The organism is Lentzea sp. NPDC058436 (genome assembly GCF_042721515.1).
Classification (GTDB): domain Bacteria; phylum Actinomycetota; class Actinomycetes; order Mycobacteriales; family Pseudonocardiaceae; genus Lentzea.
Genome location: NZ_JBHXLF010000001.1, coordinates 838,500 through 857,012, shown reverse-complemented (window position 1 = coordinate 857,012; position 18,513 = coordinate 838,500). Strand labels below are relative to the sequence as shown.

At 70.6% G+C, this 18,513-nt stretch carries 13 protein-coding genes; 6 read left to right on the top strand and 7 right to left on the bottom strand.

Annotation, left to right across the window (positions count from 1 at the left end; all coding sequences use genetic code 11):
* Positions 1 to 205: 205 nt before the first annotated feature.
* Together ACFWN2_RS03505 and ACFWN2_RS03500 are read left to right on the top strand one after the other, a co-directional pair.
* Complete coding sequence (locus ACFWN2_RS03505) at positions 206 to 1,132, top strand: ACP S-malonyltransferase (RefSeq protein ID WP_382424676.1); 927 nt, start codon at positions 206 to 208, stop codon at positions 1,130 to 1,132.
* 177 nt (positions 1,133 to 1,309) lie between these two features.
* Entirely contained in the window at positions 1,310 to 2,980 is a 1,671-nt protein-coding gene (locus ACFWN2_RS03500) for a flavin monoamine oxidase family protein (protein WP_382424675.1), read from the top strand.
* A 48-nt stretch (positions 2,981 to 3,028) separates the two neighbouring features.
* On the opposite strand, the gene ACFWN2_RS03495 is transcribed toward ACFWN2_RS03500, so the two are convergent.
* The 3 genes from ACFWN2_RS03495 to ACFWN2_RS03485 all read right to left on the bottom strand — a co-directional run bounded on the left by ACFWN2_RS03495 (position 3,029) and on the right by ACFWN2_RS03485 (position 5,519).
* Positions 3,029 to 3,811, bottom strand: coding sequence for a carbon-nitrogen hydrolase family protein (locus tag ACFWN2_RS03495; RefSeq protein ID WP_382424674.1), 783 nt, complete (start codon positions 3,809 to 3,811; stop codon positions 3,029 to 3,031).
* Positions 3,812 to 3,928: 117 nt separating this feature from the next.
* Positions 3,929 to 4,528 carry a hypothetical protein gene (locus ACFWN2_RS03490; RefSeq protein ID WP_382424673.1) on the bottom strand — a complete coding sequence of 200 codons (600 nt, stop codon included), beginning with the start codon at positions 4,526 to 4,528 and terminating at the stop codon, positions 3,929 to 3,931.
* Between the two features lie 67 nt (positions 4,529 to 4,595).
* Positions 4,596 to 5,519, bottom strand: a complete 924-nt coding sequence (locus tag ACFWN2_RS03485; RefSeq protein WP_382424672.1) for a zinc-binding dehydrogenase — start codon at positions 5,517 to 5,519, stop codon at positions 4,596 to 4,598.
* A 156-nt stretch (positions 5,520 to 5,675) separates the two neighbouring features.
* Between ACFWN2_RS03485 and ACFWN2_RS03480 the strand changes: the two genes are divergently transcribed.
* Together ACFWN2_RS03480 and ACFWN2_RS03475 are read left to right on the top strand one after the other, a co-directional pair.
* A complete protein-coding gene (locus ACFWN2_RS03480) occupies positions 5,676 to 6,044 on the top strand; it encodes a hypothetical protein (RefSeq protein ID WP_382424671.1) in 369 nt (122 codons plus the stop codon).
* Positions 6,045 to 6,133: 89 nt separating this feature from the next.
* Positions 6,134 to 7,600 (top strand): protein kinase, encoded by a 1,467-nt coding sequence (locus tag ACFWN2_RS03475; protein ID WP_382424670.1) that lies wholly within the window; start codon positions 6,134 to 6,136, stop codon positions 7,598 to 7,600.
* 6 nt (positions 7,601 to 7,606) lie between these two features.
* Here the strand turns inward: ACFWN2_RS03475 and ACFWN2_RS03470 are convergent, their stop codons facing one another.
* From ACFWN2_RS03470 to ACFWN2_RS03455, 4 genes are all read right to left on the bottom strand, one after another.
* Entirely contained in the window at positions 7,607 to 10,435 is a 2,829-nt protein-coding gene (locus ACFWN2_RS03470; RefSeq protein ID WP_382424669.1) for a GH92 family glycosyl hydrolase, read from the bottom strand.
* A complete protein-coding gene (locus tag ACFWN2_RS03465) occupies positions 10,330 to 10,791 on the bottom strand; it encodes a hypothetical protein (protein WP_382424668.1) in 462 nt (153 codons plus the stop codon). Before ACFWN2_RS03465 ends, ACFWN2_RS03470 begins: the two co-directional genes overlap by 106 nt.
* A 124-nt stretch (positions 10,792 to 10,915) precedes the next feature.
* A complete protein-coding gene (locus ACFWN2_RS03460; protein ID WP_382424667.1) occupies positions 10,916 to 11,776 on the bottom strand; it encodes a hypothetical protein in 861 nt (286 codons plus the stop codon).
* Between the two features lie 79 nt (positions 11,777 to 11,855).
* The gene (locus ACFWN2_RS03455; RefSeq protein WP_382424666.1) at positions 11,856 to 14,633 is read right to left on the bottom strand and encodes a BTAD domain-containing putative transcriptional regulator; all 2,778 of its coding nucleotides are present in this window, start codon (positions 14,631 to 14,633) and stop codon (positions 11,856 to 11,858) included.
* A gap of 152 nt (positions 14,634 to 14,785) precedes the next feature.
* Here ACFWN2_RS03455 and ACFWN2_RS03450 point away from each other — a divergent pair, with 152 nt between their 5' ends.
* Together ACFWN2_RS03450 and ACFWN2_RS03445 are read left to right on the top strand one after the other, a co-directional pair.
* Positions 14,786 to 15,127 (top strand): hypothetical protein, encoded by a 342-nt coding sequence (locus tag ACFWN2_RS03450; RefSeq protein WP_382424665.1) that lies wholly within the window; start codon positions 14,786 to 14,788, stop codon positions 15,125 to 15,127.
* Positions 15,128 to 15,322: 195 nt separating this feature from the next.
* Positions 15,323 to 18,469 (top strand): S8 family serine peptidase, encoded by a 3,147-nt coding sequence (locus tag ACFWN2_RS03445; RefSeq protein ID WP_382424664.1) that lies wholly within the window; start codon positions 15,323 to 15,325, stop codon positions 18,467 to 18,469.
* Positions 18,470 to 18,513: the final 44 nt, after the last annotated feature.

The following is an 18,513-nucleotide window of genomic DNA, read 5'->3' as shown; positions in this document are numbered from 1 at the left end:
ACTTCCCCAAGCCGGTGCCGCGGGGAAGTCCTCGGCGCTACCGCCGAATTACTTGGCGATGACCGGGCTGCGGAATCGCTCCATTACTCGGCGGGCACACCCGCACATAGGATCCACACCTATTTCTCCGAGAGCCGCCGGGTGCGGCACCTCGTCAGCGCGGCGCGAGCCGGAAGCAGGATCAACAGGCACAGGAGGCGTCACCATGAGCCGCACGGCAGTCGTGTTTCCGGGAATGGGTCCGTCGAGTTTCGGCGACGTCGGCAGGTTCATGACGATCAGTCCGTTCGCCCGGCGTCGGGTGGCGCAGGCGGACGCCGCGCTCGGCTACTCGCTGCTCGACGAGCTGCGGTCCGGTCCGGACGAGTACAACGCGGCCCAGCAGATCGGTTTCCTGGTCAACTCGGTCGCGATGGCCGACTGGATGGAGAAGTCGCTGGGCTTGCGCCCGGACGTGTGCGTCGGCTCCAGCTTCGGCGAGCGCGCCGCGGTCGCGTACTCGGGAGCCCTGCCGTTCGGGGAGGTCGTCGCGCTCACCGCCGAACTGGCGCGGTGCGAGCTCGACTACTTCCGCGAGGAGCACAAGGACCTGGTCAGCCAGCTGGTCGTGCGCACGCCCCAGGAACGGCTGGACGACGTCCTCGCCACGATGTCCCAGGACGGCGAGTGGCACGAGGTCTCCGGCTACTTCGACCCCGGCGTTCACCTGGTGACGATGCACGAGGAGCACCTCGACGCGTTCAAGCGGAGGATCAGCGAGCGCGGCGGCTACTCCCTGACCACGATGCGCCCGGCCGCACACGCCGGCGTTCTGGCACCGCTGCGCGCCCGGCTGCGGGACGAGGTCTTCAGGAAGGTCTCCTTCTCCGCACCGGAGATCCCGATCATCTCGGACCAGGACGGCTCGCTGATCAGCGACGGAGCCGGCGTCGGCGCGCTGCTCGAAGCGTCCACCGACAGCCCGGTGCACTGGGGTCACATCCGCGACCGGCTGGTCGGCGAGGGCCTGACGACGATCTGCGTGGCGGGCCCCGACTACCTCCTGCACCGCCTGTCGCTCCTCAAGGACGACTTCGACGTGGTGACGGCCGGCCCGAAGGACGCGCTGAAGCCCCGCAGGCCCGCCAAGTAGGCCTCGGCGTTCAGCGGCTCACCTCGCCCATCGTTGTGCGCGGGTTAAAACACAGTCGTATTAATTCAGCCCGGCCGCCCCTCACTTCGAGGCGATCCGGCCGCACGGATTTCCGCACACCCTCGACCGACGTTCCGGCACACCACTGAGATCCGACGAATCATCGAGGTTTGAGCAATGGCATTCACGACGACAGTCACAGACGACGACCCGGCACCGACGACGGGTTTCTCCCCCGACTTCCCCTTCGTCTACCAGGAATGGCTGGACCACCGGGCCGGACTCGGTGCCGTGCCGGTGGAACGACTCGGTACCGAGGTCGCCGTCATCGGCGGAGGAATCTCCGGGGTGGTCACCGCCTACGAACTCATGAAACTAGGACTGCGACCGGTCCTGTACGAGATCGAGCAGATCGGCGGGCGAATGCGCACCGTCGGGTTCGAGGGGCACCCGGAACCGCGTGCCGAGCTGGGATCGATGCGTTTCTCGCCGTCGGCCACGCTGTTCCACTACGTCAACAAACTGGGCCTGAAATCAGCGGCGTTCCCCAATCCGCTGGCCGAGGCCACTCCCAGCACCGTCATCAACCTGCGCGGCGAGACCCTCTGGGCACGCGGCCCCGAGGACCTGCCCCTGACGTTCCAGCAGGTCTCCGACGCGTGGTCGAAGGCGTTGCACGAGAAGGCCGACCTGCCGGTCATGATGGGCGCGATGGAGCGCCGCGACATCCCGGTGATCAAGGCGCTGTGGAACCGGACGGTCCGCGAGCTGGAGAACCAGTCGTTCTACGGCTTCCTGGCCTCCACGGCGGGGTTCTCCTCCTTCGAGCACCGGGAGATCTTCGGCCAGGTGGGCTTCGGGTGCGGCGGGTGGGACACCGACTTCACCAACTCCGTGCTCGACGTCCTGCGGGTCGTCTACACCGAGGTCGGCGACAAGCAGTACCGGATCATCGGCGGCAGCCAGCAGATTCCCACCGGGCTCTGGCACCACGAACCGGACGACCTCGTGCACTGGCCCGCCGGCACCTCGCTCGCGCGGCTGCACGACGGGACGCCGTTGCCGGGCGTGAGCAGGATCGGCCGCACCGACGACGGCACCGGCTACGTGATCGAGGACGTGTCCGGCGACGTGCGCGAGTACCCGGCGGCCGTCTACACCGCGCAGAGCTGGAACCTGTTGACCCGCATCAAATGCGATCCCGACCTGCTGCCGTCCGACCTGTGGACCGCGCTGGAACGAACCCACTACATGGGCTCGTCGAAGCTCTTCGTGCTGACCGACCGCCCGTTCTGGCGCGACCGCGACGAGAGGACCGGGCGCGAGGTCATGGGCATGACGCTGACCGACCGGCTGCCGCGTGGTGTCTACCTGTTCGACGACGGGCCCGACCAGCCCGGCGTGATGTGCCTGTCCTACACGTGGAACGACGACTCCCTGAAGGTCGCCACCCTCACCGCGGAGGAGCGGCTGGAGGTGGTTCTGGCGTCACTCGCCCAGATCTACCCGGACGTCGACATCCGCTCGCACATCATCGCGCCGCCGGTCTCGGTCACCTGGGAGACCGAGCCGAACTTCATGGGCGCGTTCAAGTCCAGCCTCCCCGGCCAGTACCGGTACCAGCGCACGTTGTTCACCAACTTCATGCAGGACGGGCTCGCCGCGAGGCACCGCGGATTCCTCATGGCGGGCGACGACATCTCGTGGCTGGGCGGCTTCGCGGAGAACGCCGTGGAGACGGCGCTCAACGCGGTCTGGGGCGTGGTGCACCACCTCGGTGGCGCCACGCACCCCGACAACCCGGGCCCCGGCGACCTGTTCGACGAGCTGGCACCGGTCGACATCTGACAGGTGTCCCAGGTCGTGGCCGGTGACGCGGCCAGGACCTGGGACGGCTCAGTAGAGCTCCGGACGCCTGTCGGTGAGGTAAGGCGTCTCGGCGCGGGCCTTGGCGATCTGCGACACGTCCAGCTCGGTCACCAGAAGTCCTTCCGCGGTCTCGGCTTCGATCGCGACGACCCGCCCGTCCGGTCCCACCACCCTGGTGCGACCGCAGTACTCCAGGTCGCGTTCGCGGCCGGTCCAGTTGGTGTAGGCGATGAACAGCTGGCTCTCCCAGGCGCGAGCCGGCACCAGCGTCTCGGCGACGAAGTGCCACGGCGACATCAGCGCGGTCGGCACCACCAGCAGTTCGGTGCCGCGCAACGCATGTGCGCGAACCAGTTCCGGGAACTCCACGTCGTAGCAGATGATCACGCCGACGGTCACTCCGTCCACATCGGCCTGCACGACCCCCGTCTCCCCTGCGGAGAAGCTCATCCGGTCGATGGCGCCGAACAGGTGCGTCTTGCGGTAGGAGGCCAGGCCCGTCCCGTCGGCACCGACCACGCGCACCGAGTTGTAGACGCGCTCCCCGTCCAGCTCCGGCCAGCCGTGCACGATGGCGACGCCGAACTCGGCGGCGATCCGCGAGACCTCCTCGCACATCGGCCCGTTCTCCGGTTCGGCGAGCCGGCGCAGTCCCCTGCTGCCGATGTTGTACCCGGTCAGCGACATCTCCGGCGTGACCAGCAACCGCGCGCCGGCCGCAGCGGCCTCTCCCGCGCGCACACGCAGACGCGCGAGCGCGCCGTCCACATCGGACGGTCGCGTCAACGCCTGCCAACAGGCGATTCTCATCGCGGATCTCCTCGCCAACTACCACGGACTCGACAACCGGAATCAGCAGAACACGGCCGGCCTCCCGCACCACTGCGGCAAGCCGGCCGAGACAACTCGATCTGACGGGATCGACGCTCAGGCCACGTAGGTCTCGTGGACTCCCCTGCGCGGGCGAGGCGGGCGGATCGTCGTCAGGACAGGCCCGAAGACGAACCAGGCGACCCCCGTGCCGGTCATGATCGGCACGGCGACCTTCCACAGCAGCTCGGTCTGCGCGGGCGTGCTGACGACGAAGACCAGCGCGGCCATGATGACCGCCGAGATCGTCCAGGCGACCAGGAACTTGGCGAACTGCTTCCACTCGTGCCGCACCTTGGCGCGCCCGTACTTCGGTGGGCGGATCGGCGGCGGGCCACCGGCGAACCGGTGCTGGAAGCGCTGGTCGGCCCAGCGCATCATGCTGTGCCCGAACCCGAGCGTGAGGCCGAGGTAGATGGCGGCCGCCGCGTGCGGCCACGTCGCCTCGCCGCCGGAACGCAGGTCGAACACCGTCGCGACGAGCAGCACCACGTCGACGAGGGGTGTGCAGAGGAGCAGGAGACCACCGACCTTGGGACTGCGCAGCGGATAACGCGCGACGAGCCCGGCGAGGAGGAAGAACCAGAACCCGATCTCGCAGCCGACGATCAGTGCGAGAATGAGGTTCTCGCGGAGGTAGTCAAGGATCTCCGTCATACCTCGATGGTGGCGGCGGAACTTATTGTTCTTCTATCGCGCATTGATCCACCAACGCCAGAACGCCTCAATCAAGAACGACGACCGCCTTGCCGCAGATCAGATCGGCTTCCATGTCACGATGGGCCTGCGCGATCTCGGCGATCCGGTACAGGCGCCCGATGGGCACGTCGAGACGTCCCGCTTCGACGTCGTCGATCATTCCCCGGAACACCTGCGGGCAGAGGCTCTGATCTCCGGAGCAGACGACAACCCGCGCGCCACGGGAATCGACGTCCACGGGACCCGGTGGCGACGGACTCCGCTCATCGCCGAGCGAGCCGGTCAGGCAAACAGTTCCCGTTCCCCTCGTCGCACGCACGGTGTCAGGCAGCGTGGCCATGCCCACCAGTTCGACCGCGCTGTCCACGCCGTCCGAGAACAGGTCGCGCACCTGCGGCGCCACCACTCCGTCGTCGATGAACACGTGGTCGACACCGTGCAAGCGCAGCAGATCGAGCTTGCCGGGGTCGCGCGTGGTGGCGAGCACGGTCGCACCGAGCTGCTTCGCGAGCAGTGTCGTCGCCAGCCCCACCGAAGACGTACCGCCGCGCACGAGCACGCTCTGCCCGCGCCGCAGATCAACAGCCGCCACCAGTGATTCGTGTGCTGCGCGGAACATTTGAGGCATCGCACCGAGCACAGCCCAGTTGAGCGTCGAACTGAACGGAGTCAAGGCGAAAATCGGAAAGCACGCGTATTCCGCGTATCCGCCGTCGAGCAGCCGTCCCATTCCCGCCGTCATCGCCACGACCTGCTGGCCCTGAGCGAACCTGCCGGAACTGTCGAGGTCGACCTCGCCCACCGCTTCGGCACCCAGCACACGCGGAAAGCCGACCGGATCCCCGGGAAGACCCCGCCTCGCCACGAGCTCCGACCGGTTGAGCCCGAAGGCGCGAACGCGAATCCGGACCCAGCCGACCGGAGGTTCAGGTACCGGCAGTTCGCGCACGACCAGGTTCTCCGGCGGGCCGGGAGCGTCGAGCACGGCGGCTCGCATCGTCTTGATCAAGATCGCCTTTCTCGAACGCGCTTGAGCCGCGAGGGAGCATCTCGGAATGGACGACTCCCTCGCGCCGACGAGTCGTGTCTAGTCATATCCGCGAACGTGGCCGTCTTCATCAGCGAGAATGTCATTTTTGTCCATCCGATCCTCCTCTCCACGATTTTCGATCGCTCAAGGCAGGAGATGGTCGACATCCCGCGGTACCAGCCACCTCCCACCCATCGCTCCCTCGGCGATCTCACCGCCGCACCGCGGGTGAACTCAGATCACGCATTCGACTCCCCTCCCCCATCGCCCGGCTATCGAGCCGCAATCGGCGTGCTCGACGGCGCGACCGGACCAACGCTCCGTGACCAGAAAGCCGCACTGCCACTCACCAACGCAGCAGCCGACGCTCAACGACATCCGCCATTTGCCCTGCCACACACCAGTTGTCACGCTCCGAGCACGAGCCGTTCACTCGACTGGTAGCGTGTGGCCGGATTCGTTCGCCTGAGTGGCGACTCCCCCGGAGGGTCTGCACAGTGATCGATCCCGGCAGTTCCGCTTCCGAAAACGGAATGTTCGGTCCATACCGGCTGGAGTCGTTGCTGGGCCGCGGTGGCATGGGCGAGGTCTACCGCGCTTACGACACCGTCAAGGAGCGCACCGTCGCGGTGAAGCTCCTGCCGGTCGCCCTGGCCTCCGACACCGGGTACCAGGCCCGGTTCCGGCGCGAGTCCCAGGTGGCCGCCCGCCTGCGTGAGCCGCACATCATCCCGATCCACGACTTCGGCGAGATCAACGGCCAGCTGTTCATCGACATGCGCATGGTCGACGGCCTCGACCTGGGCTCCCTCGTCCGCCGGGACGGGCCGCTGGACCCGGCCCGCGCGGTGCACATCATCGGGCAGGTCGGCGCAGCACTCGACGCCGCGCACGCCGAGAACCTGATCCACCGCGACGTCAAGCCCTCCAACGTGATCGTCGCCGGGTCCGGCGCGGACGAGTTCGCCTACCTCATCGACTTCGGCATCGTCCACAACTCACTCGACACGACCGCCACCAGCGACCGCGTGCTCGGCAGCCCCGCCTACACGGCACCCGAGCGGTTGCAGCCTGTCCTGGCCGCGGACGCCTTCCAGAGGGCCGTCGACATCTACGCGCTGGGCTGCGTGCTGCACGAACTCCTCACCGGGCAACTCCCGTTCCCCTGCGAGAACAACCTCGCGATGATGTTCGCCCACCTCAACACCGCGCCGCCACGTCCCAGCGCCCTCCGCCCCGGTCTGCCGCTCGGACTCGACGAGGTCGTCACTCGCGCACTCGCCAAGGACCCCCGGCACCGCCACCCCAGCGCGGGAGCGCTGGCGACAGCCGCCCGCAACGCGCTGGCGACTCCGCGACAGCCCGTCCCGGTCGCGCCCCCGAGGCCGATGCCCCCTCGAATCCCTGTGGCGCAACCACAACACACCAGGGTGCTGCCGGACCACGCCCAGCGCCCGCCGGCCAGGCGCCGTGCGCTCGGCTGGGGCATCGCCGCGCTCGTCCTGGTCGCCGTGACGGCGTCGATCGTCGCCCTGTACCCGAACATCCGGTCCTGGACGTCGTCCGCCGCGACGCACTCCTCCTCCACACGGTCCACCACCACGACGACGACCACAAAGCCCGTCGCCACACCCTCCTCGACCGTCCAGACCACGACGCGCCTGCTGACCATTCCCGCCGGCGGCCCGCTGTTCGGCAACGACGAGGCGCAGGCGAAGGGACCGGCGATCTGCGAACAGGTGGGCGGCAAGTTCAACGTCGCGTGGTTCACCCCCGGCCAGACCGAGGGTCAGTACAGCATGGTGACCTGTTCCTTCGTGTTCGAGCCCACCACCAAGCGCGTCCTGGACATCGACGCCGGCGACGTCATCGCTGACGAGGACGACGCCCGGAAGAAGGCGCCGCAGATCTGCGCCAAGGCGGGCGGCACGTGGAACCGCCAGTGGCGCGACGTCGTCCCCGGCAAGTACAGCGTGGTGAACTGCACCATCTCGTTCTGAGCAGTCCTACGACAGGCCGATCGCGAACAGGTGCATGTTCGCGTTGGACGGCAACGTCACCGAGGCGATCCGCTTCCCCTCCGGCGCGTCGAACGGCGCCGTCGCGAAGACCAGTGCGCCGGGCTCGGGACCTCTCGGCCGGTTGCGGTACTCGGCACGGGCGACCAGCGTGTTGCCGAACACCGGTGTCTGGCCGCCGCCCGGCAACACCCAGTCGCCGAACGACAGGTCGGTCTCGCTCGTGCTGCCGTCGGTGAACGTCACCGTCGCGGTGGCGCGGTGGTCGCCGTTCGTGGCCGCGCCGATGAACGACAGGCGGGTCGCCGTCGTGCCCAGCGCGATCGTCTGCCCGGCGGGTACGACGTTGTCCGGCCGGCCGACGGGTGCGGCAGGCCAGGTGAACGACGTGCCCGCGGCCTCGTGTTCACGGCCGCCGACGAGGCCCGCGGCCGCCAGCGACTGCCGGGAGAAGCTGTTGCCGGCGCCGTCGAGGTCCGCCGACCCGACGTCGCCGTCGTCGGAGATCCCGGCGTTCGCGTAAGCGGCGGCGAAGCCGTTCTTCGCCGCTACCAACACGATCACCGAGTTCGGCGAGGACGTTCCGCCGCCGCGCACGGTCACCGGTACCTCGTGGTACCCCTCGGGGGTGTCCGGAGCGACGGCGACGGTCAGCCTGGTCGTTCCGTTGCCGGTCCGGTCGTCGAGACCGAGCCTGCCCTGGCCGGTGACGGTGAGACCGGCAGGGGCGTCGGCCGTCACCCCGAGCGACCTGTCGCGGCCGCCGAGGCGTTGCGCGCTCACCTCGAACTGGCCCGTGGCACCGGGTTCGACGGTGATCTGGCTCGTCGCCGCCGCCAGGAACGGCTTCTCACCGTCGCGATAGGACGGTGGGGTGCTGCCCGCGGCCCAGGTGCGGTCAGGGGTCGTCGCCAGCTCGAAGTCCAGCCGGCCGCCGTCCCGGAAGGCGTTCGGCGGCAGGTAGGTGCGGTTCCAGCTCCGGCCGTCGAGCTTCAGCCCGTGCACGTACGGCGCGGTCGTGGAGGCGCTGGGTGCCCGGACGTCGATCGCCCGCCCGGTCGGCAGCGAGATCACCGCGCGTTCGAACAACGGGCTGTGCACGACCAGGTTCGGCGTGCCGGGGATGGCGGGATAGACACCGAGCGCGGCCCAGACGTACCAGGACGACATCGCACCGAGGTCGTCGTTGCCCGGTGCGCCGTCGGGCGTCGCGCTGAACGTCGTCGTGGCGATCCTGCGGACGACCTCCTGCGTCTTCCACGGCTGCCCGACGTGGTTGTACAGCCACGGAACCCCGAAGTTCGGCTCGTTGCCGATCCACATGTACGGCTCGTTCGCGCCGATGTTGAGCTTCTGGAAGAACGAGTCGAGGCGCTGCGAGACCGCCGCCGGACCGCCCATCGCCGTCACGAGGCCCGCCGGGTTCTGCGGCACCATCCACGAGTACTGGGCGGCGTTGCCCTCGTCGAAGCCGTTCTGGCCGAACCTGCCGGGCTTCGGCGGCACGAAGCCGGGACCGTCGGGGAACCGGCCGTCCTGGTCGCGGGGCGCGACGTGGTCGGTGATCGGGTTGAAGACGTTCTGCCAGTGCTGGCCGCGCAACGAGAAGTCGCGGGCGGTGGCGTGCTCGCCGATCGCCTGCGCGAACCTGGCGATCGCGAAGTCGTCGACCGCCCACTCCAGCGTGATCGACGCGCCGACGCGGGCGTGGTCACCGCGGGCGGCGTCGTTGTTCGGCAGGTACCCGCGGGCGACGTACTGCTCGATCCCCGGCCGCTCCTGGTACGCGCCCGGCGTGTTGTCCACCGAGGTCGCACCCTTGACCAGGTACTTCAGCGCCGTCTTCACGTCGAAGTCCCGCGCCCCGAAGGCGTGCAGCGTGGAGACCAGCGCGACCGAGCTGTCGCCGGTCATCTGGCCGGTGTAGTCGTTCGCGATCGGCCAGCGCGGCCACCAGCCGCCCTGCACGGCGTCGTTGGTGAGCGACTGCGCCATGTCACTGGCTTCCCGGGGGAACAACATGGCCTGCAACGGCGCCAGTGAGCGGTAGGTGTCCCAGTCGGAGAAGTTCGCGTACTGGTGCCGGCCCTTCGGCAACGTCCTGATCTGGTCGTCGAAACCGATGTAGCGCCCGTCCACGTCGTCGAAGACGTTGGGGTGCATCAGCGAGTGGTACAGCGCGGTGTAGAACGACTTGAGCTGCGCCGTGTCCCGGCCGGCGACCCGGATCTTGCCGAGTGCGCGCGCCCACGAGTCACGGGTGGCCTTCCGGACGGCCGCGAAGTCCCAGCCCGGCACCTCCTCGGCCATGTTCGCCTTGGCGCCGTCGACGCTCACGTAGGACATGGACACCTTGGCCTGCACCACGGTGGCGGAGCCGAAGCTCAGGTAGGCGCCCGCCTTGGAGGCGTCCGCGCTGTCCGAGTCGGGAGAGACGGTGCGCCCGTCCCAGGTGCCGTGCGCGGTGAACGGCTGGTCGAAGGTGACCTGGTAGTAGAGGGTGTACTCGTTGCCCTTGCCGCAGAAGTCGCCGGTGGTGGCCGAGCCGCTCAGCTGGCGGTCGCCGCTGATCCGCACGTTCGCGCGGGAGTTCCCGGCGAGACTGCCGCCCGCCTTGACGAGCACCTGCGACGCCGAGCCCGCCGGGTAGGTGAAGGTCGCCAGACCGGTGCGGGTGCTCGCGGTCAGCTCCGCGCGGACGTTCCCGAGCGTCACCGCGTAGTAGCCGGGCTCGGCCTGCTCGCCGTCGTGGGTGAACTTCTCGGTGCGGTCCCAGGGTGAAGCGCCGACGTCCCCGGCGACGGGCAGCAGCGGCACGTCACCGAACGCCGTGCACCCGACCGAGGCGTGCGTGAGGCTGAAGCCCTGATGCGGTCGGAGTGGTACTGGTAGCCGGCGTACGAGCCCTGCGTGTCCGGCGAGAACTGCATCATGCCGAACGGCGTGGACGGGCCGGGGAAGTTGTTGATCTCGCCCACCGTGGCGCCACCGCGGCCGGTGCCGATCATCGGATCGACGAACGCGGTTGGATCGGCCACCAGCGGAGACATCGTTGTCGGAGCCGCGGCCGGATCGGCTCCCGGCAGAGACGTCGATGTCGGATCCGCGATCGCCGTGCCGGGTGCGCCCAGCACCGCCGCCACGACCACAGCCACCGCGAGCCTGAACCGCATCGGGCCTCCCCCTGTCGACGCTGACTACGTCGAACCTTCCGACCGAACCGGGCGGCGTCAACGTTTTGACAACGACTTGGCTCATGGAGGTGGAGATCAAGATGACAACCGTGTCAGGGACGCGTCACACCCGCGTGCGGGCCGCCGTGGCCGTGCGGTCCTCCTGCCGGGTGTCGGCCGAGTAGCGGGCGACGGCGAGCGCTCCGGCGATCGCGAGGACGAACCCGATCGTCGCGGCGGTCACGTACCCGGCGCGGACCTGGTCGTCGAGGTACACCAGGCCGACGAACGACGACAGCGTCGTGTTGGTGGTGAACATGATCGCGGTGACCCCGGTCGGGCCGCCCTTCTGCAGCGCCATCGCGAACAGCACCGCCGCGGTGAGTCCGTTGAGCGCGATGGACCAGGCCGCCGGTTCCAGGACGAGCCGCCACGCGGTGTCCGGGAGGTGGAGCGTCCGTGCCGAGATGCCGACGACGCTGTAGGAGACGCCGGAGCCGAACGCCAGTGCCGCCTTGGCCCAGACGTGCTGGCGGCGCCGGGCGTACAGGGCGAGCGCCAGCACCGGGACCGGCGCCGCCACGAGGATCCAGCGCCAGTGCGACGACAGGGCCTGGGCGGGCCCCGGCTCCGCGGACACGCCCAGCAGCACCAGACCGGTCGCCCCGACGGCCAGCGCACCCCAGGTCGACGCGCGGACGCGGGCGCCCATGAACACGCTGATCGTGGCGGTCACGCCGACGCTGAACGCGAGCATCGACTGCACGAGGAACAACGGCAGCCGATGCAACGCCGCGGAGGCGAAGCCGAATCCCAGCAGGTTCACGCCGAGACCGAGGAAGTACAGCCACTGACGCCGCAGAGCGATGAGATCGAGAGACCTGCCGCCGTACGCGCCCGCACGCCGGACACCCAACGACTCCAGGATCGAACCACTGCCTGACGCCAGGGTCGCCAGCACGGCGAAGACGTAACCCAGTGCCATTCGTCCATTGTGTCAGCCGTTGATCGCGGAGCTTCCACCCTCCCCGGCGAGTGCGGGGGATCGCCAGGCCGGAAGCGTCTCATTTGGATGGTCGGCCGGACTCCTCCAGCTGCCGCCGGACGTGGCCGGCGTCCTCGCCGCGGCCCTGGTCGACGTACATCTCCAGCGCTTCCTGCCACGACGCGCGGGCCTGGTCGTGACGGCCGAGGGCGGCGTGCGGATGGCCGATCTGGGTCAGCACGTCGGCCACGTGGCACATGTCGCCGAGGCTGCGGTGCAGCGCCATCGCCGCCTCGTAGTCGCGGATGGCGCGGTGGTGGTGGCCGGTGTGGTGGCCGATGTAGCCCATGGTGCTGAGGATCGCCGCCTCGCCCTGCGGGATGCCGTACCGGCGGCACTGCCGGAGCCCGATCTCGCAGTCCTCGGCGGCCCGCTCGTAGTGGCCGGTGTAGGCGGCGTAGCAGGCGGTGAGGCACCGCGACAGGGCCTCCTCGACCGGGTTGCCGAGCAGGCGGTGCGCCTCCAGTGCCAGCACGGCGTGGTGCAGGGCCTGGTGGTTGTTCCCGGCGTTGCGCCACGTCCACGCGAGCGCGCGGTGGTTGCGTCCCCGGCTGAGCAGGTCGCCCTGGTGTTCCGCCAGTGCGAGCGACCGGTTCAGGTGCTCCACGGCCTCGGGGAACCGGCTGAGGCCCGCGTAGGCCATGCCGGCCAGCCGGTGGGTGAGCACGTGGACGTCCGGCTCGTCGAGGTGACCGCCGGCGGCCACCGCGTGCAGCGCCACGGCGAGCTGGTCGTGCACGTGTCCGCGCCGGTCGTGGAAGGTGAACAACGCCCAGCCGAGCTGCCACGCGGCGGCGTGCCACCCGTGGGCGCCGGCCGTGCGTTGCGCCGCCAGCAGGTTCAGGTGCTCGGTGTCGAACCAGTCGAACGCCTCCTGCGTGCCGGCGAGGACCTGGGGCCGGGTCGTCGACGGGTCCAGCGCGATGGCCGGGCGGTGGGGGTCCAAAACGCGTTCACCGGCGCACGACGTGTGCAGGTAGAAGTCGACGACGCGGCGCAACGCGGTGCCGCGCACCTCGTCGGGCATCGTGCGGGCGGTGTCCGCGGCATAGCTGCGGACCAGGTCGTGCATCGCGTACCGGCCGTGCGGGCGCCGGACGATCAGTGACGCCTCCTCCAGGGCCGCCAGCGTCCTGTGCGCCCCGGCCTCGGGCAGGCCGGTGAGGGCGACCGCGGCGGGCAGGGCGATGTCGGGGCCGGGGGCGATTCCGAGCAGCCCGAAGACGGTGCGCTGCTCCTCGGTGAGCCTGCGCAGGGAGTAGGACAGGACGGTGGGCAGGCTCGCGTCGGGGCTGTCCGAGTCCAGGGCGCCGAGGCCCAGCGCGCGCAGGTCCTCGACGACGTCGCCGAGGAGGCCTCGGTCGGCGCGGACGCGGGCCGCGATCAGGCCGAGCGCGAGCGGGAACCCGCCGCACAGCTCGATCAGCTCGGCGACCGCGTGCTCGGCGCCCAGCGCGCGGGTGTCGCCGAGCGCGGCGTGCAGCAGGCTGCGGGCCTCGGCCCCGGTGAGCACGTCGAGGTGGACCGGGTGGGCACCGTGGCGGGTGAGCAGCGCGGGCAGCCGATGACGGCTCGTGACCAGGACGGTGCACGCGTCACCGCCGGGCAGCAGTGGGACGACCTGCTCGGCCGTGGCGGCGTTGTCCAGCAGGACGAGCATGCGCCTGCCGGCGGTGTGGGTGCGGTAGAGCGCGGCGCGGGCGTCGGCATCCTGCGGCTGGTGATCGCGGTCGACGCCGAGGGCGGCCAGGAAGTCCGCCAGCACGTCCGCCGCCTGCTTGGGTTCGCCGGGGCCGAAGCCGCGCAGGTCCGCCCAGAGCTGCCCGTCGGGGAAGCGCTGCCGGTTGCGGTGGGCCCAGGTCAGCGCGAGCCAGGTCTTGCCGATGCCGCCGGTACCGCCGACCGTGGAGATCACCGCCGTCGCGCAGGAACCGGCCGTCGGCGACGGGTCGGCGACGAGGGCGCGGTCGAGTTCGGTCAGCGCGGTCTCCCGGCCGGTGAACATCGCCGGTGCGGCAGGCAGCTGCAGGGGCACGACCGGTGTCGTGGTCGTGGTGACGGACAGGGCCGGGTCGGCCGCGAGGATGCGCCGGTGGAGGTCCTGCAACGCGGCGCCGGGATCGGTGCCCAGGTCCTCGACGAGCAGCTCGCGCAACCGCCGGTAGCGCTCCAGCGCGTCGGCCGTGCGCCCGGCCTGGTGCAGGGCGAGCAGGAACTGGCCCGCGATCCGCTCGTCCAGCGGGTGGTCGTCGGCCAGGGACGCGAGCTCGGCCAGCAGCCCTGGGCCCTGGCCGAGCCGCAGCCGGGTGTCGGTGAGGTCGTGCCGCACGGCGAGCCGTTCGCGTTCCAGCCGGTCGCGCTCGGCCTCGGCCCACTCGCCGTCCAGGCCGGTCAACGCGGGCCCGCGCCACAGCGCCAGCGCCGCGGTCAGTGGCTCCTCCGCACGCGTGCTTCCACTCGCCCGGTCCCGCAACGCGCGGAAGCGGTGCAGGTCGACGACCTCCTCCGGCCGGTCCACCTCCAGGGCGTAGCCGCCCGCCCTGCTCACCACGGTCACGGCGTTGATGCCCGACAGCGCCTGGCGCAGCCGGGAGATGTGGCTGTACAGCGTCCTGCGACCCCTGCGCGGTGCGTCCGCGCCCCACACCCGCTCGACCAGCCGGTCCGCCGGCACCAGCCGGGACACGTCCACCGCGAGAGCCGCCAGCACGCACCGCAGCTTCGCGGGCCCGAGCTCCACCTCCCGCCCGTCGACCCGTGCGGTCACCTCGCCGAGCAGACCGAGTTCCACCCCCATGGACCTCCCCCTCTCCCCGGTCCATGGATAACGGCCTGACCTGCGCGGTACAGGAATCTCGCAACCAGTTCACACGATCGGCCCACCACCGTCCTCACCGAGGCGGACAGCACAGGCACCCGCCTCGGACATCGGATCCAGGGGAGGAACACATGAGTTCGAGCAGCAGGGCGGTACGACGAGGACTGGGCCTCACGGGCCTGGCGGTCGCGCTGGCCTTCACCGCGGCGGCCACCGCGCAGGCCGCACCCGCCACGACCACCGAGGCGGGCACGGGCGTGGAGGCCGCGGCCGCCTGCACCTACGTGGCCATCCGGGACACCGTGGTCAGGAGCGGCCCCGGCACGCAGCACCCGATCGTGCGGACCAAGAAGAAGGGCCAGCAGATGACCGGGCCGTCCCTGTGCCTGGCCACCAACGGCTGGTACACGGTCTACCTGAGCACGGGCACGCTCGGCTACACGCCCGCGGCGGACGTCCGGTTCGTCAGCTGACCGGTCCGTGCGCGGTCCCGGCACGTCCGGGACCGCGCACGGCGTGGGTCATCGGTCAACGGCCACTCGTCGAGGCTCGTTGACACGCCCACGACGACCGGTCGACGATGGAAGCGCTCTCACAACTGTTCCAGCCACCGCCTCTGCCGCGCGGTGAACGGTCCCGTCCTGTCTTGTGACACGGAGGTCGTTTTCATGCGCGGACGCTTGGCCAAGCTCGGCGTGGTCGCCGGACTGCTCGTCCCCCTGGTCACCGCACTGCCCGCCACCGCGGGCGACCGCGGATCGAACGACCAGGTCACGCTCGTCACCGGGGACAAGGTGACGTTCTCCCGTTCAGGGCTCGGCATCGTGCCCGCGGCGGGTCGTGAGCACGCGATGTTCGCGATCTCCACGACCGGGCAGCACCGCTACGTCGTCCCGGCCGACGCGGAACCGCTGCTCGCCGCCGGGCGGCTCGACAAGGCGCTCTTCGACGTCGACGCCCTGCGGGAGTTCGGCTACACCGACGCCACGCCGGTCATCCTGGAGGGGGCCGGCAGGCGGTTCTCGGCCGCGGGGCCGCAGAGCGGTGTCGCGCTGGACGCCCTGGTGGCCGGGCACGACAAGGTGTGGCTCGACGGCAAGAAGAAGCTCAGCGTCCAGCCCGGCGTCGCCCGCATCGGGGCGCCCGGCGCGTGGCAGGCGGGGCTGACCGGAACCGGCGTCAAGGTGGCCGTGCTCGACTCCGGTGTCGACGAGAACCACCCCGACCTCGTCGGCAGGATCGCCGCGACCGCGAACTTCTCCTCCCAGCCGAGCGTCGACGACACGGTCGGGCACGGCACGCACGTCGCCTCGGTCATCGCCGGCAGCGGTGCGAACCTCGGCGGCAAGTACACCGGTGTCGCCCCGGACGCGTCGCTGCTCGTCGGCAAGGTCTGCGAGAGCAGCTACTGCCAGGACTCGGCGATCCTGGCCGGGATGCGGTGGGCCGTCGACCAGGGCGCCGACGTGGTCAACATGAGTCTGGGCACCCCGTTCGACTCCCCCGGCACCGATCCGATCGAGCAGGCGGTCAACGACCTGTCGGCGTCGAGCGGCACGCTGTTCGTGGTCGCCGCCGGGAACTCCGGGCCGGGCGAGACGACGCTCGGCAGCCCCGGCACCGCCGACGCCGCGCTCACCGTCGGGGCCGTCGACGCCACCGACGCGATCGCGTACTTCTCCGGTCGCGGCCCACGGGTCGACGACGGCGCGATCAAGCCCGACGTCACCGCACCCGGCGTGGACGTCGCGGCGGCCAAGGCGGCCAACGGCACCATCGGCACCCCGGCCGACGACCCCGGCTACGTGCGGATGTCCGGCACCTCGATGGCCACCCCGCACGTGGCGGGCGCCGCCGCGCTCCTCGCCCAGCGCCATCCCGGCTGGACCGGCGCTCAACTGAAGTCCGCTCTGGTGGGTTCGGCCGAGCCGACCGCCGGACTGAGCGTCTTCGCGCAGGGCTCCGGACGCGTGGACCTGACGAGGGCGACCACGCAGGCGGTCGGCGCGGAGCCGGCGAGCCTGTCGTTCGGCGTGCAGACGTGGCCGCACGACGACGACAAGCCCGTGGTCAGGCAGGTCACCTACCGCAACACCGGCACGGACCCGGTCGTGCTCGGCCTCGCCCTGGAAGGCACCGCGGCGCAGGGCTCCATCACGGTCTCGCCCACCTCGCTGACCGTGCCGGCCGGCGGTCAGGCCAGTGCGACCGTCACCGCGGACACCCGCGGCACCACCAGGTACGGCAAGCACGAGGGCGCGCTGGTCGCGACGGACGGCACCACTCGCGTGCGCACCCCAGTCGGCCTCACCGTCGAGGACGAGATGTACCGGTTGGACGTCACGACCCTCGACTCCCAGGGCGCGCCCGACTCGTCCGGGCTCAGCGTCTACCGGCTCGACCAGCCGGGCAAGCTGGTGGACCTGGCCACCGACGACCAGGGCAAGGGCTCGGTCCGGCTGCCCAGGGGGACCTACGGCATCACCGGGATGATCTCGACGCGCACCGAGGTCACGCTGATGGCGTACGCCGACATCGCGCTGACCGGTGACCGGCAGGTGTCGCTCGACGCCAGGCAGGCCGGTCCGATCGACATCTCCCTGCCGGAGGACCCGGCGGCGGCGGAGCAGATCGGCACGATCTCCCTGCGCGCCAGGGGTTCCGCGGCCGGCACCGGGCTGAACTACGAGTTCGTCACCTTCGGCGGCTTCTCCGGTGGCGGGCGCGCGTTCCGCGTCGGCCGCGCGGGTGGGTCCATTCCGGACGGACGCGTGACCGGCTACGTCAACTCGCACTGGCGTTCCGGCACCGACGGCCTCTACACGCTGGGCTGGGACTGGCCCGGTCAGGTCCCGAACGGCATCCGGCAGGCCGTCAAGGCGTCCGACCTCGAACTGAGGAAGACCGCGCTGCCGGCCCGACCCGAGGGCGGCCGCACCTACGTCGAGCCGTGGTCGGCAGGCACGAACTCCGACCACAGGTCCACCTTCGGCCCCGCGATCGACATCACCGGCGTCACCGCCCTGCGGCTGCACGCGACACCGGGTTCCAGCGGAACTCGGTGGAGCTACACCTACCTCGACTACGACAAGTCGTGGCAGCAGACCCACGCCGCGTGGACGCCGTTCACCGCGTTCCGGGCGGGCCGCACCACCACGACGAGCGCGATGACACCGGTGCTCGGACCAACGGCGGTGTCCGTAGGCGACGGCTTCGACCTGCGGCGCGCCGGGGACCTGCTGGTGCCCGGCTACCCGCTGCTGTACGGCGACGCGGCGGGCAACCGCGGCTGGGTCACGATGTCGGAGCGCGAGAAGATGACGCTCACCGACGTCCGCACCGGCACCCCGATCGCAGCCGACCAGAACGGCACCTACCCGCTGCCCGCCGAACGCACCCGCCTGCGGCTCGACGTGGCCGGCACCCGCGCCGACACGACCGCCACCAGCACACGGGTCCGGGCGGTCTGGGAGTTCGACACGGCGCACGGCGCCACGGCGTTCCCGCTCTCGGCGGTCCGCTTCACGCCGAAGCTGGACGCGTCCGGCGCGGCACCCGGCGGACGGGTCTTCGCGGTGCCCCTTCAGGTGCAGCAGTACGCGGACAGCGGCGCGGGCAGGATCCGGCGGATCACCGTGGACGTCTCCTACGACGACGGGACGACGTGGGCCAAGGCACCGGTGCTCGGTGACCGCGCACTGCTCCAGCACCCGAACGGGCCCGGTCACGTGTCCCTCCGCGCGTCCGCGGTGGACAGCCGGGGCAACACCTCGCAGGTCACCGTGATCAGGGCGTACGCGCTCAGCGGCCGGTGAGCCGACGGCCGGCGGGCGTTTCCGCGCCCGCCGGCTGAGCTGAC